Genomic DNA, 16,471 nt, shown 5'->3' on the forward strand with positions numbered 1-16,471 from the left:
TTGCCGAATGGAACCGGGCGCGAAGCGGGAAAGCAACTTGCATCTTCCCCAGTGGATTGACTTTTCAAGGGTTGTCTGATACATACCCTTCCTTTACATGATCTTATGTTACACTAAAAAGCGCAAGTCCCCGGCAAAATAAATTTTTTGCAGGACTCTTATACCCGCTCCTGTCAACAGGTTTAGGCTTTCCCATGTCAGAATTTTTTTTGGAAATCGGTACGGAAGAAATCCCGTCCGGTTATATTGAACCCGCCCTGGACTCCATGCGTCGGGAATTGAAGGCTTTTTTCGAAAAAAATCATATTCCGGCTCAATCGCCGCAAATCCTGGGCACTCCCAGGCGCCTGGTTGTCGCCTTTGCCCATGTGGAACCCAGGCAGGAAGACGTTGTCGAAACCCATCTTGGCCCTAATGTGAAAGCGGCCTACGATGCAGATGGGAACCCGACCAAGGCGGCTTCAGGATTTGCGCGCGGCAAGGGAATGGACGTTTCCGATCTCACCGTCGAGATGACCGCCAAAGGTGAAGTGCTGTGCGCGCGTATCGAAAAAAAAGGCCAACCGACGTCAGACCTTTTGAATGCCTTTCTTCCCCAGTTGATCGGGAATATACATTTCCCCAAGAAAATGCGCTGGGGGGGCAAAAAGGTTGCCTTTGCCCGTCCCATCCACTGGATCGCCGCTTTGTTGGGAGAAAAACCTCTGGATTTTGAGTTCGGCGGTATTCCAAGTGGAGAGGTCTCTTACGGTCATCGTTTTCTCAAGCCCGCCGCCTTTCCGGTAAAAAACCTTGCGACTTATCTGCAAGAATGCGAGAAACATTTTTTGGCGGTTGAACCGGAAGCCCGCAAAAAACTAATAGCGGAACAGGCTCAAGCCCTGGCTGAAAAGGTCGGAGGGGTCGTTGAAGAGGATTCTAAATTACTCAATCAAGTGGCTTGTCTTGTGGAATATCCTGTGGCCATTTTGGGAGACTACGACCCGGAATACCTCAAGCTTCCCAAAGAACTGCTGGTGATGACCATGAAATATCACCAGAAGTATTTTCCGGTCAGCGGCCCGACAGGGGAATTGATGCCCCACTTCATTACCATCAGCAATATGATCGGCGATGGCGGCGCCGAGATCAAAAAAGGCAACGAGCGGGTATTGAAAGCTCGTTTGGAGGATGCCAGGTTTTTCTTTGAAGAAGACCGGAAAAGAACATTAGAGGATTTTGTTGAAGAACTGAAAGGCGTTGTTTTTCAGAAAAAACTCGGCACCACTTACGAGAAAATGACGCGGTTTTCTGCATTGGCCGTGAACCTGGCGGAAAAAGTCTGCCCTGATAAGAAAAAGCACGCAGAACGCGCCGCCTGGCTTTGCAAGGCGGATCTCGTCAGTCAAATGGTTTACGAGTTTCCCGAATTGCAGGGAATCATGGGCGGTTATTATGCGGCGGCTGCAGGAGAAGCCGCCGAAGTTGTCCAGGCGATCAAGGAACATTATCGACCGGCTTTTGCAGGCGACAGGCTTCCAGACACCGCCGTGGGCGCGGTTGTGGCCATCGGTGACAAGCTGGACACCATTCTGGGGTGCATTGGGGTCGGGTTGATCCCGACAGGATCGGAAGATCCTTATGGTCTGCGCCGTCACGCCCTGGGAATCATTCAGATCGTGCTCGCCAAGGGCTGGCAGTTTTCATTCAACGCATTGATCGATGCGGGGGTGAAGCTTCTGGCGCAAAAAATCAAACTGCAACCTGAGGAGATCCGCCAGCACACCCTCGACCTTTTTTCCCAGCGCTACAAAAGCCTGCTCACGGAGGAGGAGCATTCCTACGATGCAATCGATGCGATTTTGTCCACGGGGATCGATTCTCTGGTCGATGTCAAACAAAAGGTCATCGCTTTTTCCAACTTGAAAAGCCTTCCCCATTTTGAGCCGCTGGCCATTGCTTTCAGGCGAATTGTGAGTATTTTGAACGAAGAGGCTCCGGGAGAAATTCAAACCGACCTTTTGGCCGACCCGGCGGAAAAGGAACTTTATGCCCAATACCTCAGGGTCAAAGATCCGGTACAGCAATGTATCGAGGACAAGGACTTTGCCCAGGCGTTGGAAAAAATCGTTGAGATCAAGGGCGCGGTGGATGATTTCTTCGATCAGGTCATGGTAATGGTTGAAGAAGACGCGCTGAGGAAAAATCGTCTTCACCTCCTGTATGGTATCTCCCGCCTGTTTGCCAATATTGCCGACTTCTCCAAGATCGTGCTTAAAAGGGCTTGAAAACGCAAAGACGTTCCGCTAATCTCATTTGCTCCATAAGGCGTGGAACCTGTAGCGCTTTTGCCTTCAATTCACATCCTTCTTTTATGTCAGATTAAAAATGGGAAAAAAATACGTTTACTCCTTTGGTGGCGGTGAGGCCGAAGGCAATGCCGATATGAAAAACCTGCTGGGGGGCAAGGGGGCCAACCTGGCCGAAATGGCTTCTCTGGGCATTGCTGTGCCTCCTGGCTTTACGGTCACCACGGAAGCCTGCAATCTTTACTTTGAAAATGGCCATCAATTCCCCGAAAGCCTGTGGGAAGAGATACTGACCCACCTGCAGCGGCTGGAAAATACTCTCGGCAAAAAATTTAATGATCCGTCCGCTCTGCTGTTGGTTTCCGTGCGTTCCGGCGCCCGCGTGTCCATGCCGGGAATGATGGACACGGTGTTGAACCTTGGCTTGAATGAGGAGACTGTACAGGGCCTGGCCCTGCAAACCAGTGACGAGCGCTTCGCTCTCGATTGTTATCGCCGCTTCATTGCCATGTTTGGCAATGTGGTGCTGGGCATCGATGGCGAAAAATTCGAGTCGATTCTCACCCAGAAGAAAAAGCTACGCAAAATTGAGTTTGACACTGACCTGACCCCGCAGAATTTACAATCTATCATCAAGCAATTTCGTGCCGTTGTAAAAAAGAGTGTGAAAAAAGAGTTTCCAGGTGATCCCATGGCGCAATTGAAGAGCGCCATCGAGGCGGTGTTCAAATCCTGGCACACGCCGCGCGCCAAAACTTACCGGAAACTGAATCATATTCCCAGCGACTGGGGGACGGCGGTGACGGTGCAGGCCATGGTGTTTGGCAATATGGGGCCGTCCTCGGCCACGGGGGTGGCGTTCACCCGTAATCCGGCCACGGGAGAAAAGAAGTTTTATGGCGAATATATGGTCAATGCGCAGGGAGAAGATGTGGTGGCCGGGACACGCACCCCGAACCCCATCACCGAACTGGAGAAGGAAATGCCTGAAGCTTATCAGTCCCTGGTCAACATCTACCAGAAACTGGAAGCCCATTACCGGGACATGCAGGATCTGGAGTTCACCATAGAAAATAATCAGTTGTATATGTTGCAGACGCGCTCGGGAAAACGCACCGCACCGGCGGCGATTAAAATTGCCATGGACATGATGCAGGAGGGGTTGATCAGCAAGCACGAAGCGTTGACGCGGGTTCCCGCCGATCAGCTGGATCAGATCTTTCACCCGATGATCGACCCTGCCGCAAAAAAACTCACCGTGCTGACCAAGGGCCTCGGAGCTTCCCCTGGAGCCGCCACCGGCAAGGTGGTGTTCACCCCGGAACACGCCCAGGAGCTGGCCGAAAAAAAGGAAAAAGTTATTCTGGTGCGGATGGAAACCTCGCCCGAAGATATTCACGGCATGAGCGTGTCTCAGGGAATTTTGACCGCCAAGGGAGGCATGACATCGCACGCCGCCGTTGTGGCCCGGTCCATGGGCAAGCCCTGTGTGTCGGGATGTTCGGATCTGGACGTGGATATCAAGAAGAAGAGTTGTTTTATAAAAGGGGTGCCCATAAAAGAATATGAAACCATCACTCTGGATGGCAGCACGGGCCGGGTCCTGCACGGCGTTGTTCCGCTCATTCGTCCCCGCTTGACCAGCAATTTCACCCGACTGATGAGTTGGGCGGGAGAAGTTCGATCTCTTAAAATACGGGCCAATGCCGATACCCCGCATGATGCTTTTGTGGCTCGTGATTTTGGCGCTCAGGGCATCGGTCTGTGCCGGACCGAGCATATGTTTTTTGACGAGGGCAGAATTCTTCTGGTTCGTAAAATGATTCTGGCGGAGGACTCCAGAAAACGGGCGGAAACTCTGAAAAAACTGCTCCCCATTCAACGCGGGGATTTCATACAGATCTTCAAGGTCATGCGCGGGTTGCCGGTGACCATCCGCTTGCTGGACCCGCCCCTGCACGAGTTTTTGCCGACGATGCCCAAGGAAATAAATATTCTGGCCAAGGAAATGCAGGTGTCGCAAGCGACCCTGAACAAGACTATCAGCGCCATGAAAGAGACCAATCCCATGCTGGGTCTTAGAGGCTGCCGGCTGGGGATCATGTTCCCTGAAATTTACAGGATGCAGGTTCGTGCAATTATTGAAGCCGCTTGCAAACTGGTCAAAAATGGCATGAAAATTTTTCCTGAGATCATGGTTCCTCTGGTAGCCCATGTCAACGAATTTAAGAGGGTGCGGGAGATGATCGTTGAAGAGGCCGAGGAGGTCCTTGGAAAAGCTCAGGTGGAATTGCCCTATAAAATAGGAACCATGATCGAATTGCCAAGAGCGGCGATCACCGCCGATGAAATTGCCAGGGAAGCGGATTTTTTCTCCTTCGGGACCAACGACCTGACCCAAACTGCCTTCGGTTTGAGCCGCGACGATGCGGGAAGCTTTCTTTCCTCTTACGTAGATCAGGGAATTCTGGAAAGAGACCCCTTTGTGACGGTCGATCAGGCGGGCGTGGGACCTTTGGTGAAACTCGCCGCTGAAAAAGGGAGGTCCGTCAAGCCAGATTTGCATCTTGGTGTTTGCGGTGAGCATGGCGGAGACCCTGCCTCGATTGAGTTTTTTCATACGTTGGGCCTTGATTACGTCAGTTGCTCTCCTTTTAGGGTTCCCACGGCTATTCTGGCGGCGGCGCAAGCGGCGATCAAGCATCGTTGATCCTGAAAGCAGGTCCGGTGGCCTGGAAACTCTACCAAGTTCGCTCCTCCTGACTCCAAAGTTTTCACCGTTGCTTCTAAAAGGAAAAAGGTGGTTGACTTCATGGATGTCTGTTTTCATAATGCCAAGTTCTATAATTAATCTGAATTCAAACTTTCGCCCGGTCCTTTAGGTCGGATCGGTATTTCTCCCATTGCCTGAAAGATTCTCAGGATTTGCGGGGGATATTGTGGAAGTTGAATTTTGGCTGGGCGGGGTCCTTAGATGTCCGTCCGATAAATAACTGGAGGATTTGATGAATATCGCGCTTACAGGGATCACCGGTTTGGTCGGGTCCCATTTGATAAAACAGTTGTCTCAGGCGACGAATGGAGCGTACAAGGTGAAAGCCCTGATCCGCGAAACCAGCATCGTCGATCATTTGAAGCCCTTCGAGGATGTGGACTACATCATTGGCAGCCTGGAAGACAAGGAGTCGCTCGCTAAACTGGTCGAAGACGCCGATGTGGTGATTCATCTGGCCCACTTTCCGGGGCCGGTGCAGACAGCGGACGAACTGGTTCGAGGCAATGTCAATGGAACCTTCGACCTTTTGGAAGCGTCCAAAAAGGCGAAAGTAAAACAGTTTGTTTTCATGAGCGCCTGCACCGTATTTGGGGAAGTCCTGCCCACCGTGGACGAATCTCATCCCATGGATGAAAATCATCCGGTTCGTCCAAGCAGCCTTTATGGAGCGATTAAATCTTCTATCGAATCGTTCTGTTTCAGTTATTTTAAAGGACGGGCGTTTGATGTGACGATCCTGCGTCCGGTGACCATCTACGGTGTGCGACCGCAGATCGATAAATCCGAATGGTTCCAGACCGTCGATTTCCTGGCCACCAACTATAACGTCGATCTCAAGGGAAGCACGAAGTATGTTTCCGTGGATGCGGTTTGCCAGGCGGTTGAAAAAGTCCTGGGCAACCCGGATGCGGCGGGAAAAATTTACCATCTGGTCGATGGGCACATTCACAACCTTGATCTTGGACAAATGATCGTGGATACAATCGACTCGTTTGGAGAAGTGGAAGGGATCATGGGGGAGAAGGGTGTGCCCATGTCCAACGAAGTGGCGAAAGCCCTGGGGGTCGAATTCAAGGGCAAAGAGGGGATCGTCGAATACCTCAAGTTACTTCATGATCTGCAGTCAAAGTATGGTGGCGAACGGTCCATCCAGACCTGGTAAGGGGACCTTTGATACTATGCTGAATTCCGAAAGCTTTGTCGCCCAACTCAAGAAAAAAGGCTTTAATTTTTTTACCGGCGTTCCCTGTTCTCTGCTTTCAGGCGTGATTTCCTGTCTGGAGGAAACCGAAGACGTGTCTTATATTCCGGCGGTGCGCGAAGATGCGGCGGTCGGCCTTTGTGCCGGCGCTCACATGGCAGGTTCCAAGCCTGTGCTTTTGATGCAGAATTCCGGCCTCGGTTATTGTTTGAATGCGTTCACCTCTTTGAACCTCATTTACAAAATTCCCACTCTGGTGGTCATGAGCTGGCGGGGGTGCGGCGGCAAAGACGCCCCGGAGCATATTATTATGGGTGAAATCAATGAAGACCTTCTGAGAACCGCCGGAATGGATTACGCCATCCTTACCCAGGAAAACCATGAAGAAGTTTTAGCGCAGGCCGAGCAGAACATAAAAGCCGAACTGCCTTTCACGCTTCTGGTGAAAAAAGGAATTTTCGATGAAAGGCACTGAAGCGTTTGAGGTGATCCTGCCCTTGGTGAAGGATGCGCCTATTGTCCATGCGAATGGATACATTTGCCGGGAATCCTTTAAAAACCAGGACCGGGAAGGTAATTTTTATATGATCGGGTCCATGGGATTGGCCTCATCCATTGGTCTGGGGGTGGCTTTGTGTCGTCCTGATAAAAAAGTCATCATTTTTGACGGCGACGGCAACGTATTGATGTCGATGGGAACGCTGGCGATGATCGCCGCGACGGCGCCTAAAAATCTGGTGCATGTCGTTTTTGATAACCAGGTGTACGAGTCGACGGGCAGTCAACGGTCTCTGTCGGAATCGGTTCCCCTTGAGGAAGTGGCGCGCAGTTGCGGGTACCCGGTGGCGCTCAAAGTGACGGAAAAAGAGGATTTGAAGCCTGCTTTTGAGAAGTTGATGGCAGGCGACGGGCCGAGCTTTTTATTGATCAAGGTGGACCCGGATTTTGATCCCGCAACCGGGCGGGTCACTCACACCCCTGAGGAGATCAAGGCCCGGTTCATGAAAAGCATGAACTGACCGGGTGCCGGGTTGTTTGGTTTTCCAGGGAAGACGGTTTTTCTAGACAGAAATGTTTATTTGTCCCCCGGTATTGCTTTCAGCGCTAGGAATATTGGTGGGCTCATTGCCCGATTCCGTAGTCGGGCTTGGGGGAGGCACCAGACTGGCCTGCGACTCGTTGGATACTGAAGACTGCGATTCTGTCGACGTTCCCGCTTGTTGACTATTTTCCCCTTCCGCCTTGGTTGTTTGAGCGGCAGAGGGTCTGGGTGCGGTAGCAACGTTGCTCAATCCGGACACTTCCATAAAAAATCTCCTTGGTATTAAATCAGTTCTTCCGTTGGGTTATTCTCCTTAGCAGTATTCTCAGCGTTGTCGCGAAGAGCTCTTTTCAAGCCAACTTCTTCTTCTGATGGGATTTGCTTGACCACTTCCCTGGTTTGGTTGTCGACAATTTTTAATATCACCTCATTGCGGTCAGTCACCTGAATTTTTCGACTGTTATCTGAATTGGGGCCGACGGTATCGTTTTTCGGGCCTTCAACTGGTGTCGATGTTGGTGCCGAGGTTTTCAGAGCCTCTTTGGCGGCAGGGGACAAGGACACGGTGTCGTCAGGAATCGGTTTTGCCTTTTGCACAGGCGCGGAAACCACAGGTTTCCCCGAAGATGCAGGTGTCTTGGTGGGCCGAATATCGGCCCCTTTCGTGGGATTAATTGCTTCGCTGTCCATAATTGTTTCGTCCCAAATGGGTGTTAATTAAGAAAGATCTCTTTTTTTATCCATGAACCATTGAAAAATCGATATCTATTAAACGATTGATTTTTAAAGGCTTAATAGATAGAAAATGGAATTGAGAACACCTTAAGCTATCTCTTTAGCGGCGGAATTCAGATAATCTTTAGGAAAAAATTAATTATTTTATAACCGGGTCTGATCGGGAGAGTAAAAGAGAGTCAGTCAGGGAATAATTTGCATGAAGTTCCGGGAGGTTGGTGATGATATTGTTTGAACGACTGGCAGGCAGAGGGTATGATAGGCGGTTTAAAAATAGCAGGTTGCCGAGCGCAGAGGGGCATTCAACTCCTGGGATGAAGGGGGGCAGCCTGTAGTGAAAAGTTCTAAGGAAATTGCGGAATGAAACCACCCAAAACAAATATGAAAGATTTTGGCAAAATATTAAAATACGCACGGCCCTATAAAAAGAGCATCATTTTTGCTTTTATTTGCCTGCTTCTCACCTCCGTGGTCAATCTCGTTTTACCGCTGATCGTCCGCAATATGATCAATACGGTCATTGTGCTCAAAGACAACCTGGTATTGAACGCGCTCACCCGCGACCTGGTCCTCATCATCTTATTTCAGGCGGCCTTTGCGGTGACGCATAACTATATCTTCGGGTTCGTGGGGCACCGGATGACCACCGATTTTCGCATCGAATTTTTTTCCCACATCCAGTCGCTTTCTTTGCGATTTTTCCACAACCGCCGGGTTGGGGAAATTTTGTCGCGCATGAGCAGTGATATCACCGTCATTCAAAGTGCGCTGGTTTCCATTCCCGTGGCAATTTTCCGGCAGAGCATCACTCTGCTCGGTGGGTTGATGATCATTTTTTATTTGAATTGGAAGTTGACCGGGCTGATTCTTTTGGTGCTTCCGCCGCTCATGCTATTTGCCCGGATTTTTGGCAAGCGCCTTAGAGTATTCTCGGAAAAAGTGCAGGACAAGCTGGCAAAAGCGACCGTGGTGCTTGAGGAAGGCGTGTCTTCCATCAAGGTGGTTAAATCGTTTGCCAGGGAAGCCTTTGAGAAAAAAAGATTTGAAAACGAGATCGAGACGGCTTTTGAGGAATCGGTGCGTAAGGTGAAGATATCCTCTTTTTTCGGTCCTTTCATTCTTGGTCTCACCTTTTTGGTTTCGGCCCTGTTGATCTGGTATGGCGGCAATCAGGTCATGCAGGGAACCACCACGCCGGGTGAATTGGCGGCGTTTTTCCTCTACGCGCTGATTATTGCCGGTCCAATCGGAACGTTTGTGCGGATTTACACGCAGATTCAGGAAGCTCTGGGCGCGGTCCGGCGTGTCTATGAAATTCTGGACACCCAGCCGGACATCAAGAGCCCTGAAAACCCGGTGGCACTTCCCAGGATCGAGGGCAAGATTCAATACGAAAACGTTACCTTTGGTTATCGTGAAGAAGCCCCTGTCCTGAAAAATGTGAGCTTTGAAATCCTGCCCGGTGAAACCGCCGCTCTGGTGGGGCCAACCGGCGCAGGGAAATCGACCCTCATTCAATTGTTGCACCGGTTTTTTGATCCCGATCAGGGGTGCGTCAAGCTGGATGGGCACGACATCCGCCAACTGGACCTGAAAAATTTCCTTGAGCAGATTGCTTTGGTTCCGCAAGAGACGCTTTTATTTGGCGGCTCCATCCGGGAAAATATTTTGTACGGCAAACTCGACGCCACAGAGGAGGAACTGGTGGACGCGGCAAAGTCAGCGAACGCGCACGAGTTCATCCTGAAACAGGAAAACGGCTATGACACGCTGGTCGGGGAAAAGGGGGTCAAGCTATCAGGCGGGGAACGGCAAAGGATCGCCATCGCCCGGGCGCTGTTGAAAAACCCCCGCATCCTGGTGCTGGATGAAGCCACCTCGGCTTTGGACAACCGTTCGGAAGCGCTGATTCAGGAAGCGATGGAGCGGCTGATGGCCGGTCGTACGACGCTCATCATCGCGCATCGCCTGAGTACCGTCCGCAATGTGGACAAGATCATCGTCTTAGATAAGGGCCGGGTGGTGGAGGTCGGCAGGCACAACGAATTGCTGGAAAACGAGAGTCTTTATTACGACCTTTTCACCACGAAAATGCTGGAAATTGAGTCCACATAATCCGATCCCCTGAACCTTGTGCCTGTGGCTATGCCCACAAAGGGTGATGCAATGTTTTCCCGGAACAGGCTATAATTAAAATCGAGATCGGTTCCATCCTTAATTATTTTCTGCAAAGCGGATAATAACTTTATTTCCTTGCCGTCTTTAGGTGTTATGAAAAAAATCAAGTTCATGTTTGCCATACACAATCACCAACCGGTGGGCAATTTCGGGCATGTGTTCGAGGATATTTTTCAGGTTTGTTACCAGCCGTATTTTGAAGTCCTCAAACAGTTTCCAGAAATAAAAACCGCCGCGCACTTTTCTGGACCACTGCTTGAATGGCTTAAACAGCAGCGTCCTGATTATTTGAAGATGTTGCGCGATCTGGTTGCCGAAGGCCGACTGGAAATCCTGAGCGGTGGGTTTTACGAGCCGTTACTGTCCACCTTGCCCGAGGATGACGCCATCGGCCAAATCCGCATGATGAACCAGTTCATCGAGGCGGAATTCGGTTGCGTACCACGCGGATTGTGGCTGGCGGAGCGCATCTGGTCGCCCGACCTGCCAAGAATCATAGCCAAAGCAGGGATTCAATACACGGTCGTCGATGACACGCACTTTTATTATTCAGGCCTGGAAGAACAGCAGATACAGGGATATTACATCACCGAGCGGCTGGGAAGTCCGTTGTTTGTTTTTCCTATCAGCAAAGCGCTTCGTTACGCCATTCCTTTTAAAATGCCCGAAGAAACTCTTGCCGCCCTCAGGCGGGCGAAGGACGAATTGGGTTTCGAGGGGATGACTTACGCCGATGATGGGGAAAAATTTGGCAGTTGGCCGGACACCTTTGATTGGGTCTACAAGGAAAAATGGCTGGAAAAGTTTTTCTCGGCTTTGCGGGATAATTCTGACTGGATCGAAACCGTAACTTTCAGCGAATACATCGACGGGCATCTTCCCACCGGGCGCATCTATCTGCCCATGGCCTCCTACGATGAAATGATGGAATGGTCCCTGCCGACCAATGCTGTCTGGAAATTTAAAAATTTAAAAGAGGAATTGCAATCCAAGGATGTTGCGGAGGAACGGTATAAGCTGTTTTTGCGCGGTGGCCAATGGGATAATTTTCTGACCAAATATGAAGAGAGCAATCTCCTGCACAAGAAGATGCTTTACGTCAGCCGCAAGGTGAACGGGCTTGCGCCGGAGGATGCAGAATCAAGCGGCTCCCTTCGGGAGCTTTACCAGGGGCAGTGCAATTGCGCCCAATGGCATGGTCTGTTTGGCGGTCTGTACCTTAACTATTTGCGTCATGCCCTGTACAACCATTTGCTTGCCGCCGAAAACCTTGTCGATGAAAAAACCGGTCATGATTTCTCGGTTAAGACCCTGGATTACAATCTGGATGGCAGGGATGAAATCCTGGTCAGCAACAAGCAGATCAATGCCTGCCTGGCGCCTGCCTATGGCGGGTCTTTGCTGCAACTCGATTACCGCCCCGCCTGTTTTAATTTGAGCAATGTTCTAAGAAGGCGGGAAGAAATTTACCACAAAACCATTCAGGATGCGGACCACTCCGAGGGTGGCGGCGGAGAACAGCCGCAGTCCATCCACGATCGCATCAAATTCAAGGAACAGGATTTAGCCAGCAAACTGTTTTTTGATCGCTGGGAACGCTACTCCTTTCTCGATCACTTTCTCGATTCGGAAACCACACTGGAAACTTTCAAGCAATGCCGGTTCGAGGAACAGGGAGATTTCGTGGATCAATGCTATGAAAGGGTGTCTCCTTCGAGTCAGCAACCGGGAGAAGATCACTCTCTGACTTTAAAGAGAACCGGAACGGTGAACCAGCAGGGCAATTCCCGGCAGGTGACTATAGAAAAGACATATACCTTTTTCCGCACGGAAGCGGAGATTCGGGTGCATTACAGGATCACCAATGAAAATGAAAACCCTCTGTCTTTATGGTGGGGGATTGAATTCAACTTCACACTGCTGGCGGGAGATGCCGAGGACCGCTATTACGTTTGCCCCGGTCAGACCCTGGAAGCTCCCCGGCTGAACAGTGAGGGAGCCTTAAATGACGTGGAGACTTTCGGAATGCGGGACGATTGGAACAAGTTTCAATTGTCGCTTGCCTTTTCACCAAAAATTTCCCTGTGGCGGTTTCCGGTGGAAACAATATCCCAGTCGGAAGACGGATTCGAACGCACCTATCAGGGCTCCTGCCTGCTCGCCCACAAAAAGCTGAGATTGCTCCCCGGAAAATCGGTCGAACAAAATCTCGTCCTTAAAATCACCCAATAAAAATGATACTATCCAAAATGCGGAACCAAGTTGATAAATTGGGCACATATTCAGCATTTTTGCAAACATAGAGGATATCCTGATCCGCTTCACCCCGTCGGTATCCCTGCAAATTTCATTTTTCCTGTTTCCAGGAATAACAGGAGCTTTCCCATGCATGTGTCAGTTTTGCGCCAAACGCCTGGGGCTGTTCGATCCGGAAAAAATTTCGGAAAATGATGATATGTTGATTTGAGTTTTGCAGAAAACCCTCTTCAGCCAGGACTCAATAGAAATTTCTCGGATGATTCCCGTCCCCTGGGTCCGCTCCCATGAGAAAACCTAAAAGGTGCGCTTTCTTTTCCGGGTCCCCCTGGTGGTAAATACGCACCAGTTTTTCAATCGACTCCCGCAAGCTTTGATCCTTCCCATGACTTTCTTCGCAGTAAGCCGCCGCTTCTTCATGAGCCATGGGGGTTCTTGCTTCTTCGCCTGGAAGAGTTCCTTTTTTCATCGGACCCTTGCCCGTAAGAAGCCAGATGATGTTGATATTGGTACTTTGATAAATTTTTGCGATGGTGTCGGCAGAAGGCAAGGATTTATTATTTTCAATGTCAGAGAAAGACCCTTGCGAAATGAGGATCAATTTTGCCAGTTCGTAGGACTTCATGGGAATAGACTTTCGCCATTGCCGAAGCCGATCCCCTAAAAAATTGGCCGCGCCTGGTTTTTTTTCTTGCATAATTCCGAATACCGATATATTGTGGTAAATAAGTGAGACTTTTGCCTGAACTATATTTAGTTAAAAAAAATAAAACCATCAAAAAATAAGGAAAAACGATAAATTAGGCTTTATTACCCATTATACCATTAGAAAAACATCGTATTCCATGTTTTTTATCCCAATGATAAAAATATCCGCCGAATATTTTTGTGGGTGACTTCCTAATTCCATGTGAATTCTGGCAAAACCGCATGTAAATATTGAGCTTGCCGAATATCCCCTCCTGCTTCGGAAAGATTTCCCCTCAGAATAAAATTTTCCAAGAGATCCCTCTTTTACTTAATGATTGCGTAAAGCTATTATTTTATTTTGTAAAGTTTTTATTTGGAGCTGCAAAATAAGAAACTCGGATATTGCTTACGGGTGATAAATGGCGATGTATCGAATATTAGCATGTTCCGTTATCCGCACAAAAATAAAGTAAACCGAATATTTGTCTTGATTTTTTATGGTAATCGGATTTATATTGAATGAGGTGATGTTTTAACTCATTCATTTTTTTGGGGTTAGTTAATTCCCAGGAGAAATGGCGGAAAATAAGTGGCGATTGTTGAGGGTGGCTTTTTTTCATTCAGGAGGAAGTAATGGCCTTTGCGAGAAGGAAAAGTGACTTTGAGAATTTTATGCCATTTTCAAGGAGAAAAACTGATTTGAGGGAAAATATAATTTTTCTGGACCCCGACAAAACGTTGACTTCTCGTACAGTGGAGACCCTTAAGAGCTGCGGCATTGAGGTTCTGGTTCTGGAAGATGCAGAATCGGCGCTTCAAAAGATTTCTCCCCAATGGAATGGGATTCTTGTGATTCCGTTCGACATGCGCTCCATGGGGGGCCTGGAGTTTCTGGAGCGGGTTAAAAATATCGATGCCGATCTGCCAGTTCTGATGATCATGGGGCAGGGAGATATTCAACAGATTGTGAGTGCCATGCGGCTGGGGGCCTACGATATTCTTGAAAATCCTCTCCGAGATGAAGAATTTCACAAAATTATCCGCTGTGCCCTGGAGAAACGGAATTTAGTTCTGCAAAACCGGGATCTGCGGTCAGAAATTTCCATACGGGAAAAGTCAGGTTCATTTATTATCGGTAAATCAGGCGCCATGGAGCGCCTTTGCGAAACCATCCGGGGCATTGCGGAGGTGGATGCTGATGTTCTCCTGGTGGGAGAAACCGGAACGGGTAAGGAGCTGGTCGCTCGTTGCCTGCACGAGCAAAGCCCGAGGGGGAAAAATAATTATGTGGCCATTAATTGTTGCGCGATTCCCCAGGAAATTCTGGAAAGCGAGCTATTTGGGCATGAGCCGGGCGCGTTTACCGGTGCAAACCGTCGCCGTATTGGCAAGTTTGAATACGCCGAAGGGGGGACGCTATATCTGGATGAAATTGACAGCATGCCTTTGCACCTCCAGGGCAAGCTCCTGCGCGTGCTGCAAGAAAGAACGGTGGAAAGACTGGGCTCCAATCAGCACATCCCCATAGATATTTGTATCATAGCTTCAACCAAACTGGACCTCAAAAAAGCCAGTGAAGAGGGAATATTTCGTGAGGATCTTTATTATCGCTTGAATGTGATTCGCATTCCCCTTCCTTCCCTTAGAGACCATCGGGAGGACATCCCCTTGTTGTTCCAGTATTTTGTCCACCAAGCCTGCGCCAAATTCCAACGACCGACGCCGTTAATCACCAGTGAAATATTGCAGGACATATTGCGACAGGACTGGCCGGGAAATGTCCGTGAACTTAAAAATGCGGCGGAACGGTTCACGCTTGGGTACGATCAGGACTCTGTAGACCAGGAGTGTCCGAGCCGGGTTTTCAGTGCAAAAGAAAAAACCAATGGTTACAAGCAGACATTGGTTGAGCAAATGAACACTTTTGAAAAAACTTTGATCGTCCAGGAGTTGGCCCGCACCAGCGGCGATGTCAAGGAGACGTATTTGACCCTTGGACTGCCAAGAAAAACACTTTACGACAAAATGAAAAAATACGCGCTCAAACGGAAGGACTTCCTGGAACCCGCGCCGAATGGGAATATGGAATGAGGTGTTTCATGAATCATCGTTTTACTTCAACGATAATCAAACGAGAAAACGCATTTGAAACCCGTGTTGAAGATTTGGTGGAGAATATGATTTACATTGATAGATGATAAGAGGGTGACTGAGAGATTGTAACTGGTGATTTCTAAAAAATCCTTAGAGGAAAGAATTTCACATGGAAGAAAAAACTGGAAGAGGCGCAAATGGATTGTCTTGAATGGATTGAGAAAAAAATAATATTCTTCCCCGTTTTCCGCATCCACAAAATGAACAGATCCTTTCATAAAATTTTTCCATATAAAAATAAAAAAACTGATTTTAAGATACCGAGAGGAGCAAAAAAATGAGTGTTAAAAGTGCCGGTTTAATGGATTCTCCTGCAACAGGGTTCAGCTTGTTGAGTTTCTTTGGAAATGGGAAAAATGGAAGTTCATTGCTTAAATCCTCAGCGAACCGTATGGCCTCCCTGAATAGCGTTCAAGCAAATATTCTTATTGCCGACACCCAATTAAACCTGGTTTTTGCAAATGAAAAAGCCCTGGAAACTCTTGGTAATATCCGGGATGACATAGAGAAGGAGTTCGATGTTTCGATGGATGAAATGATCGGTGGCTCTATCCACAGATTCCATAAAGACAGTAAACGGGTGGAAAAAATACTGAAAAATCCGAGAGCTTTACCTCACACCGCAGAGTTTACTTTTAGGGGAATAACCCTCAAAGCCACCGTCAATGGAATCTTAGACTCCAAGAATGAAGTGCAGGGTTATATCGTGAACTTGGAAGATGTCACGCAAAAATTGAAAACCGAAACCGATATGGCACGCATGAATTCGATGATGGAAAACGCGCCGAGCAACATTATTTTTGCGGACAAGGATTTTAACATTCAATACGTGAATCCTTCATCGGTGACTACATTGGGTCCGCTGGAGCAATACCTGCCGATCAAGATCAGTGAACTCGTCGGTCAATCGATCGACATTTTCCACAAGAATCCGGCGCATCAACGCAAAATATTGTCCGATCCCAAGAACCTGCCGCACCGTGCCAATATTCAATTGGGCCCGGAAGTCCTCGACTTGCTGGTCAGCGCCATCTACGATAGCGATGGTAACTATCTGGGGCCGATGGTGACCTGGGAGGTGATCACGCAAAAATTGAAAACCGAAACCGATATGGCACGCATGAATTCGATGATGGAAAACGCGCCGAGCA

At 48.9% G+C, this 16,471-nt stretch carries 12 protein-coding genes; 9 read left to right on the forward strand and 3 right to left on the reverse strand.

Annotated features, from left to right (window positions below; genetic code table 11):
* The first annotated feature begins 194 nt into the window (after nucleotides 1–194).
* From glyS to O3C58_06855, 5 genes are all read left to right on the forward strand, one after another.
* Entirely contained in the window at nucleotides 195–2,267 is a 2,073-nt protein-coding gene (gene glyS, locus O3C58_06835) for a glycine--tRNA ligase subunit beta (protein ID MDA0691569.1), read from the forward strand.
* A gap of 100 nt (nucleotides 2,268–2,367) precedes the next feature.
* Nucleotides 2,368–4,998: a pyruvate, phosphate dikinase gene (gene ppdK, locus O3C58_06840; protein ID MDA0691570.1), complete on the forward strand. Its 2,631-nt coding sequence runs from the start codon at nucleotides 2,368–2,370 to the stop codon at nucleotides 4,996–4,998.
* Nucleotides 4,999–5,293: 295 nt separating this feature from the next.
* The gene (locus O3C58_06845; protein ID MDA0691571.1) at nucleotides 5,294–6,226 is read left to right on the forward strand and encodes an NAD(P)-dependent oxidoreductase; all 933 of its coding nucleotides are present in this window, start codon (nucleotides 5,294–5,296) and stop codon (nucleotides 6,224–6,226) included.
* Between the two features lie 16 nt (nucleotides 6,227–6,242).
* On the forward strand, nucleotides 6,243–6,740 hold the full coding sequence (locus O3C58_06850) for a thiamine pyrophosphate-binding protein (protein MDA0691572.1): 498 nt from the start codon (nucleotides 6,243–6,245) through the stop codon (nucleotides 6,738–6,740).
* Nucleotides 6,727–7,284, forward strand: coding sequence for a thiamine pyrophosphate-dependent enzyme (locus O3C58_06855; protein MDA0691573.1), 558 nt, complete (start codon nucleotides 6,727–6,729; stop codon nucleotides 7,282–7,284). Before O3C58_06850 ends, O3C58_06855 begins: the two co-directional genes overlap by 14 nt.
* 42 nt (nucleotides 7,285–7,326) lie before the next feature.
* On the opposite strand, the gene O3C58_06860 is transcribed toward O3C58_06855, so the two are convergent.
* Together O3C58_06860 and O3C58_06865 are read right to left on the reverse strand one after the other, a co-directional pair.
* Nucleotides 7,327–7,572 (reverse strand): hypothetical protein, encoded by a 246-nt coding sequence (locus tag O3C58_06860; protein ID MDA0691574.1) that lies wholly within the window; start codon nucleotides 7,570–7,572, stop codon nucleotides 7,327–7,329.
* Between the two features lie 17 nt (nucleotides 7,573–7,589).
* Entirely contained in the window at nucleotides 7,590–7,997 is a 408-nt protein-coding gene (locus O3C58_06865; GenBank protein ID MDA0691575.1) for a flagellar protein FlaG, read from the reverse strand.
* 426 nt (nucleotides 7,998–8,423) lie between these two features.
* Here O3C58_06865 and O3C58_06870 point away from each other — a divergent pair, with 426 nt between their 5' ends.
* Complete coding sequence (locus tag O3C58_06870) at nucleotides 8,424–10,157, forward strand: ABC transporter transmembrane domain-containing protein (protein MDA0691576.1); 1,734 nt, start codon at nucleotides 8,424–8,426, stop codon at nucleotides 10,155–10,157.
* Between the two features lie 156 nt (nucleotides 10,158–10,313).
* Nucleotides 10,314–12,452, forward strand: a complete 2,139-nt coding sequence (locus O3C58_06875; GenBank protein MDA0691577.1) for a DUF1926 domain-containing protein — start codon at nucleotides 10,314–10,316, stop codon at nucleotides 12,450–12,452.
* Between the two features lie 265 nt (nucleotides 12,453–12,717).
* On the opposite strand, the gene O3C58_06880 is transcribed toward O3C58_06875, so the two are convergent.
* The gene (locus O3C58_06880) at nucleotides 12,718–13,173 is read right to left on the reverse strand and encodes a helix-turn-helix transcriptional regulator (protein MDA0691578.1); all 456 of its coding nucleotides are present in this window, start codon (nucleotides 13,171–13,173) and stop codon (nucleotides 12,718–12,720) included.
* Nucleotides 13,174–13,865: 692 nt separating this feature from the next.
* Between O3C58_06880 and O3C58_06885 the strand changes: the two genes are divergently transcribed.
* On the forward strand, nucleotides 13,866–15,257 hold the full coding sequence (locus O3C58_06885) for a sigma-54 dependent transcriptional regulator (protein MDA0691579.1): 1,392 nt from the start codon (nucleotides 13,866–13,868) through the stop codon (nucleotides 15,255–15,257).
* A 340-nt stretch (nucleotides 15,258–15,597) separates the two neighbouring features.
* The coding region (locus O3C58_06890) for a PAS domain-containing protein (protein MDA0691580.1) at nucleotides 15,598–16,471 on the forward strand (874 nt) is incomplete at its 3' end.

It is taken from the genome of Nitrospinota bacterium, from assembly GCA_027619975.1.
Lineage (GTDB): Bacteria > Nitrospinota > Nitrospinia > Nitrospinales > VA-1 > JADFGI01.

Coding starts and splice junctions, on each gene's coding strand:
- O3C58_06845 (MDA0691571.1), top strand. CDS start 5,294: ATGAATATCGCGCTTACAGGGATCACCGGTTTGGTCGGGTCCCATTTG.
- O3C58_06880 (MDA0691578.1), bottom strand. CDS start 13,173: ATGCAAGAAAAAAAACCAGGCGCGGCCAATTTTTTAGGGGATCGGCTT.
- O3C58_06870 (MDA0691576.1), top strand. CDS start 8,424: ATGAAAGATTTTGGCAAAATATTAAAATACGCACGGCCCTATAAAAAG.
- O3C58_06865 (MDA0691575.1), bottom strand. CDS start 7,997: ATGGACAGCGAAGCAATTAATCCCACGAAAGGGGCCGATATTCGGCCC.
- O3C58_06875 (MDA0691577.1), top strand. CDS start 10,314: ATGAAAAAAATCAAGTTCATGTTTGCCATACACAATCACCAACCGGTG.
- O3C58_06855 (MDA0691573.1), top strand. CDS start 6,727: ATGAAAGGCACTGAAGCGTTTGAGGTGATCCTGCCCTTGGTGAAGGAT.
- O3C58_06860 (MDA0691574.1), bottom strand. CDS start 7,572: ATGGAAGTGTCCGGATTGAGCAACGTTGCTACCGCACCCAGACCCTCT.
- O3C58_06850 (MDA0691572.1), top strand. CDS start 6,243: ATGCTGAATTCCGAAAGCTTTGTCGCCCAACTCAAGAAAAAAGGCTTT.
- ppdK (MDA0691570.1), top strand. CDS start 2,368: ATGGGAAAAAAATACGTTTACTCCTTTGGTGGCGGTGAGGCCGAAGGC.
- glyS (MDA0691569.1), top strand. CDS start 195: ATGTCAGAATTTTTTTTGGAAATCGGTACGGAAGAAATCCCGTCCGGT.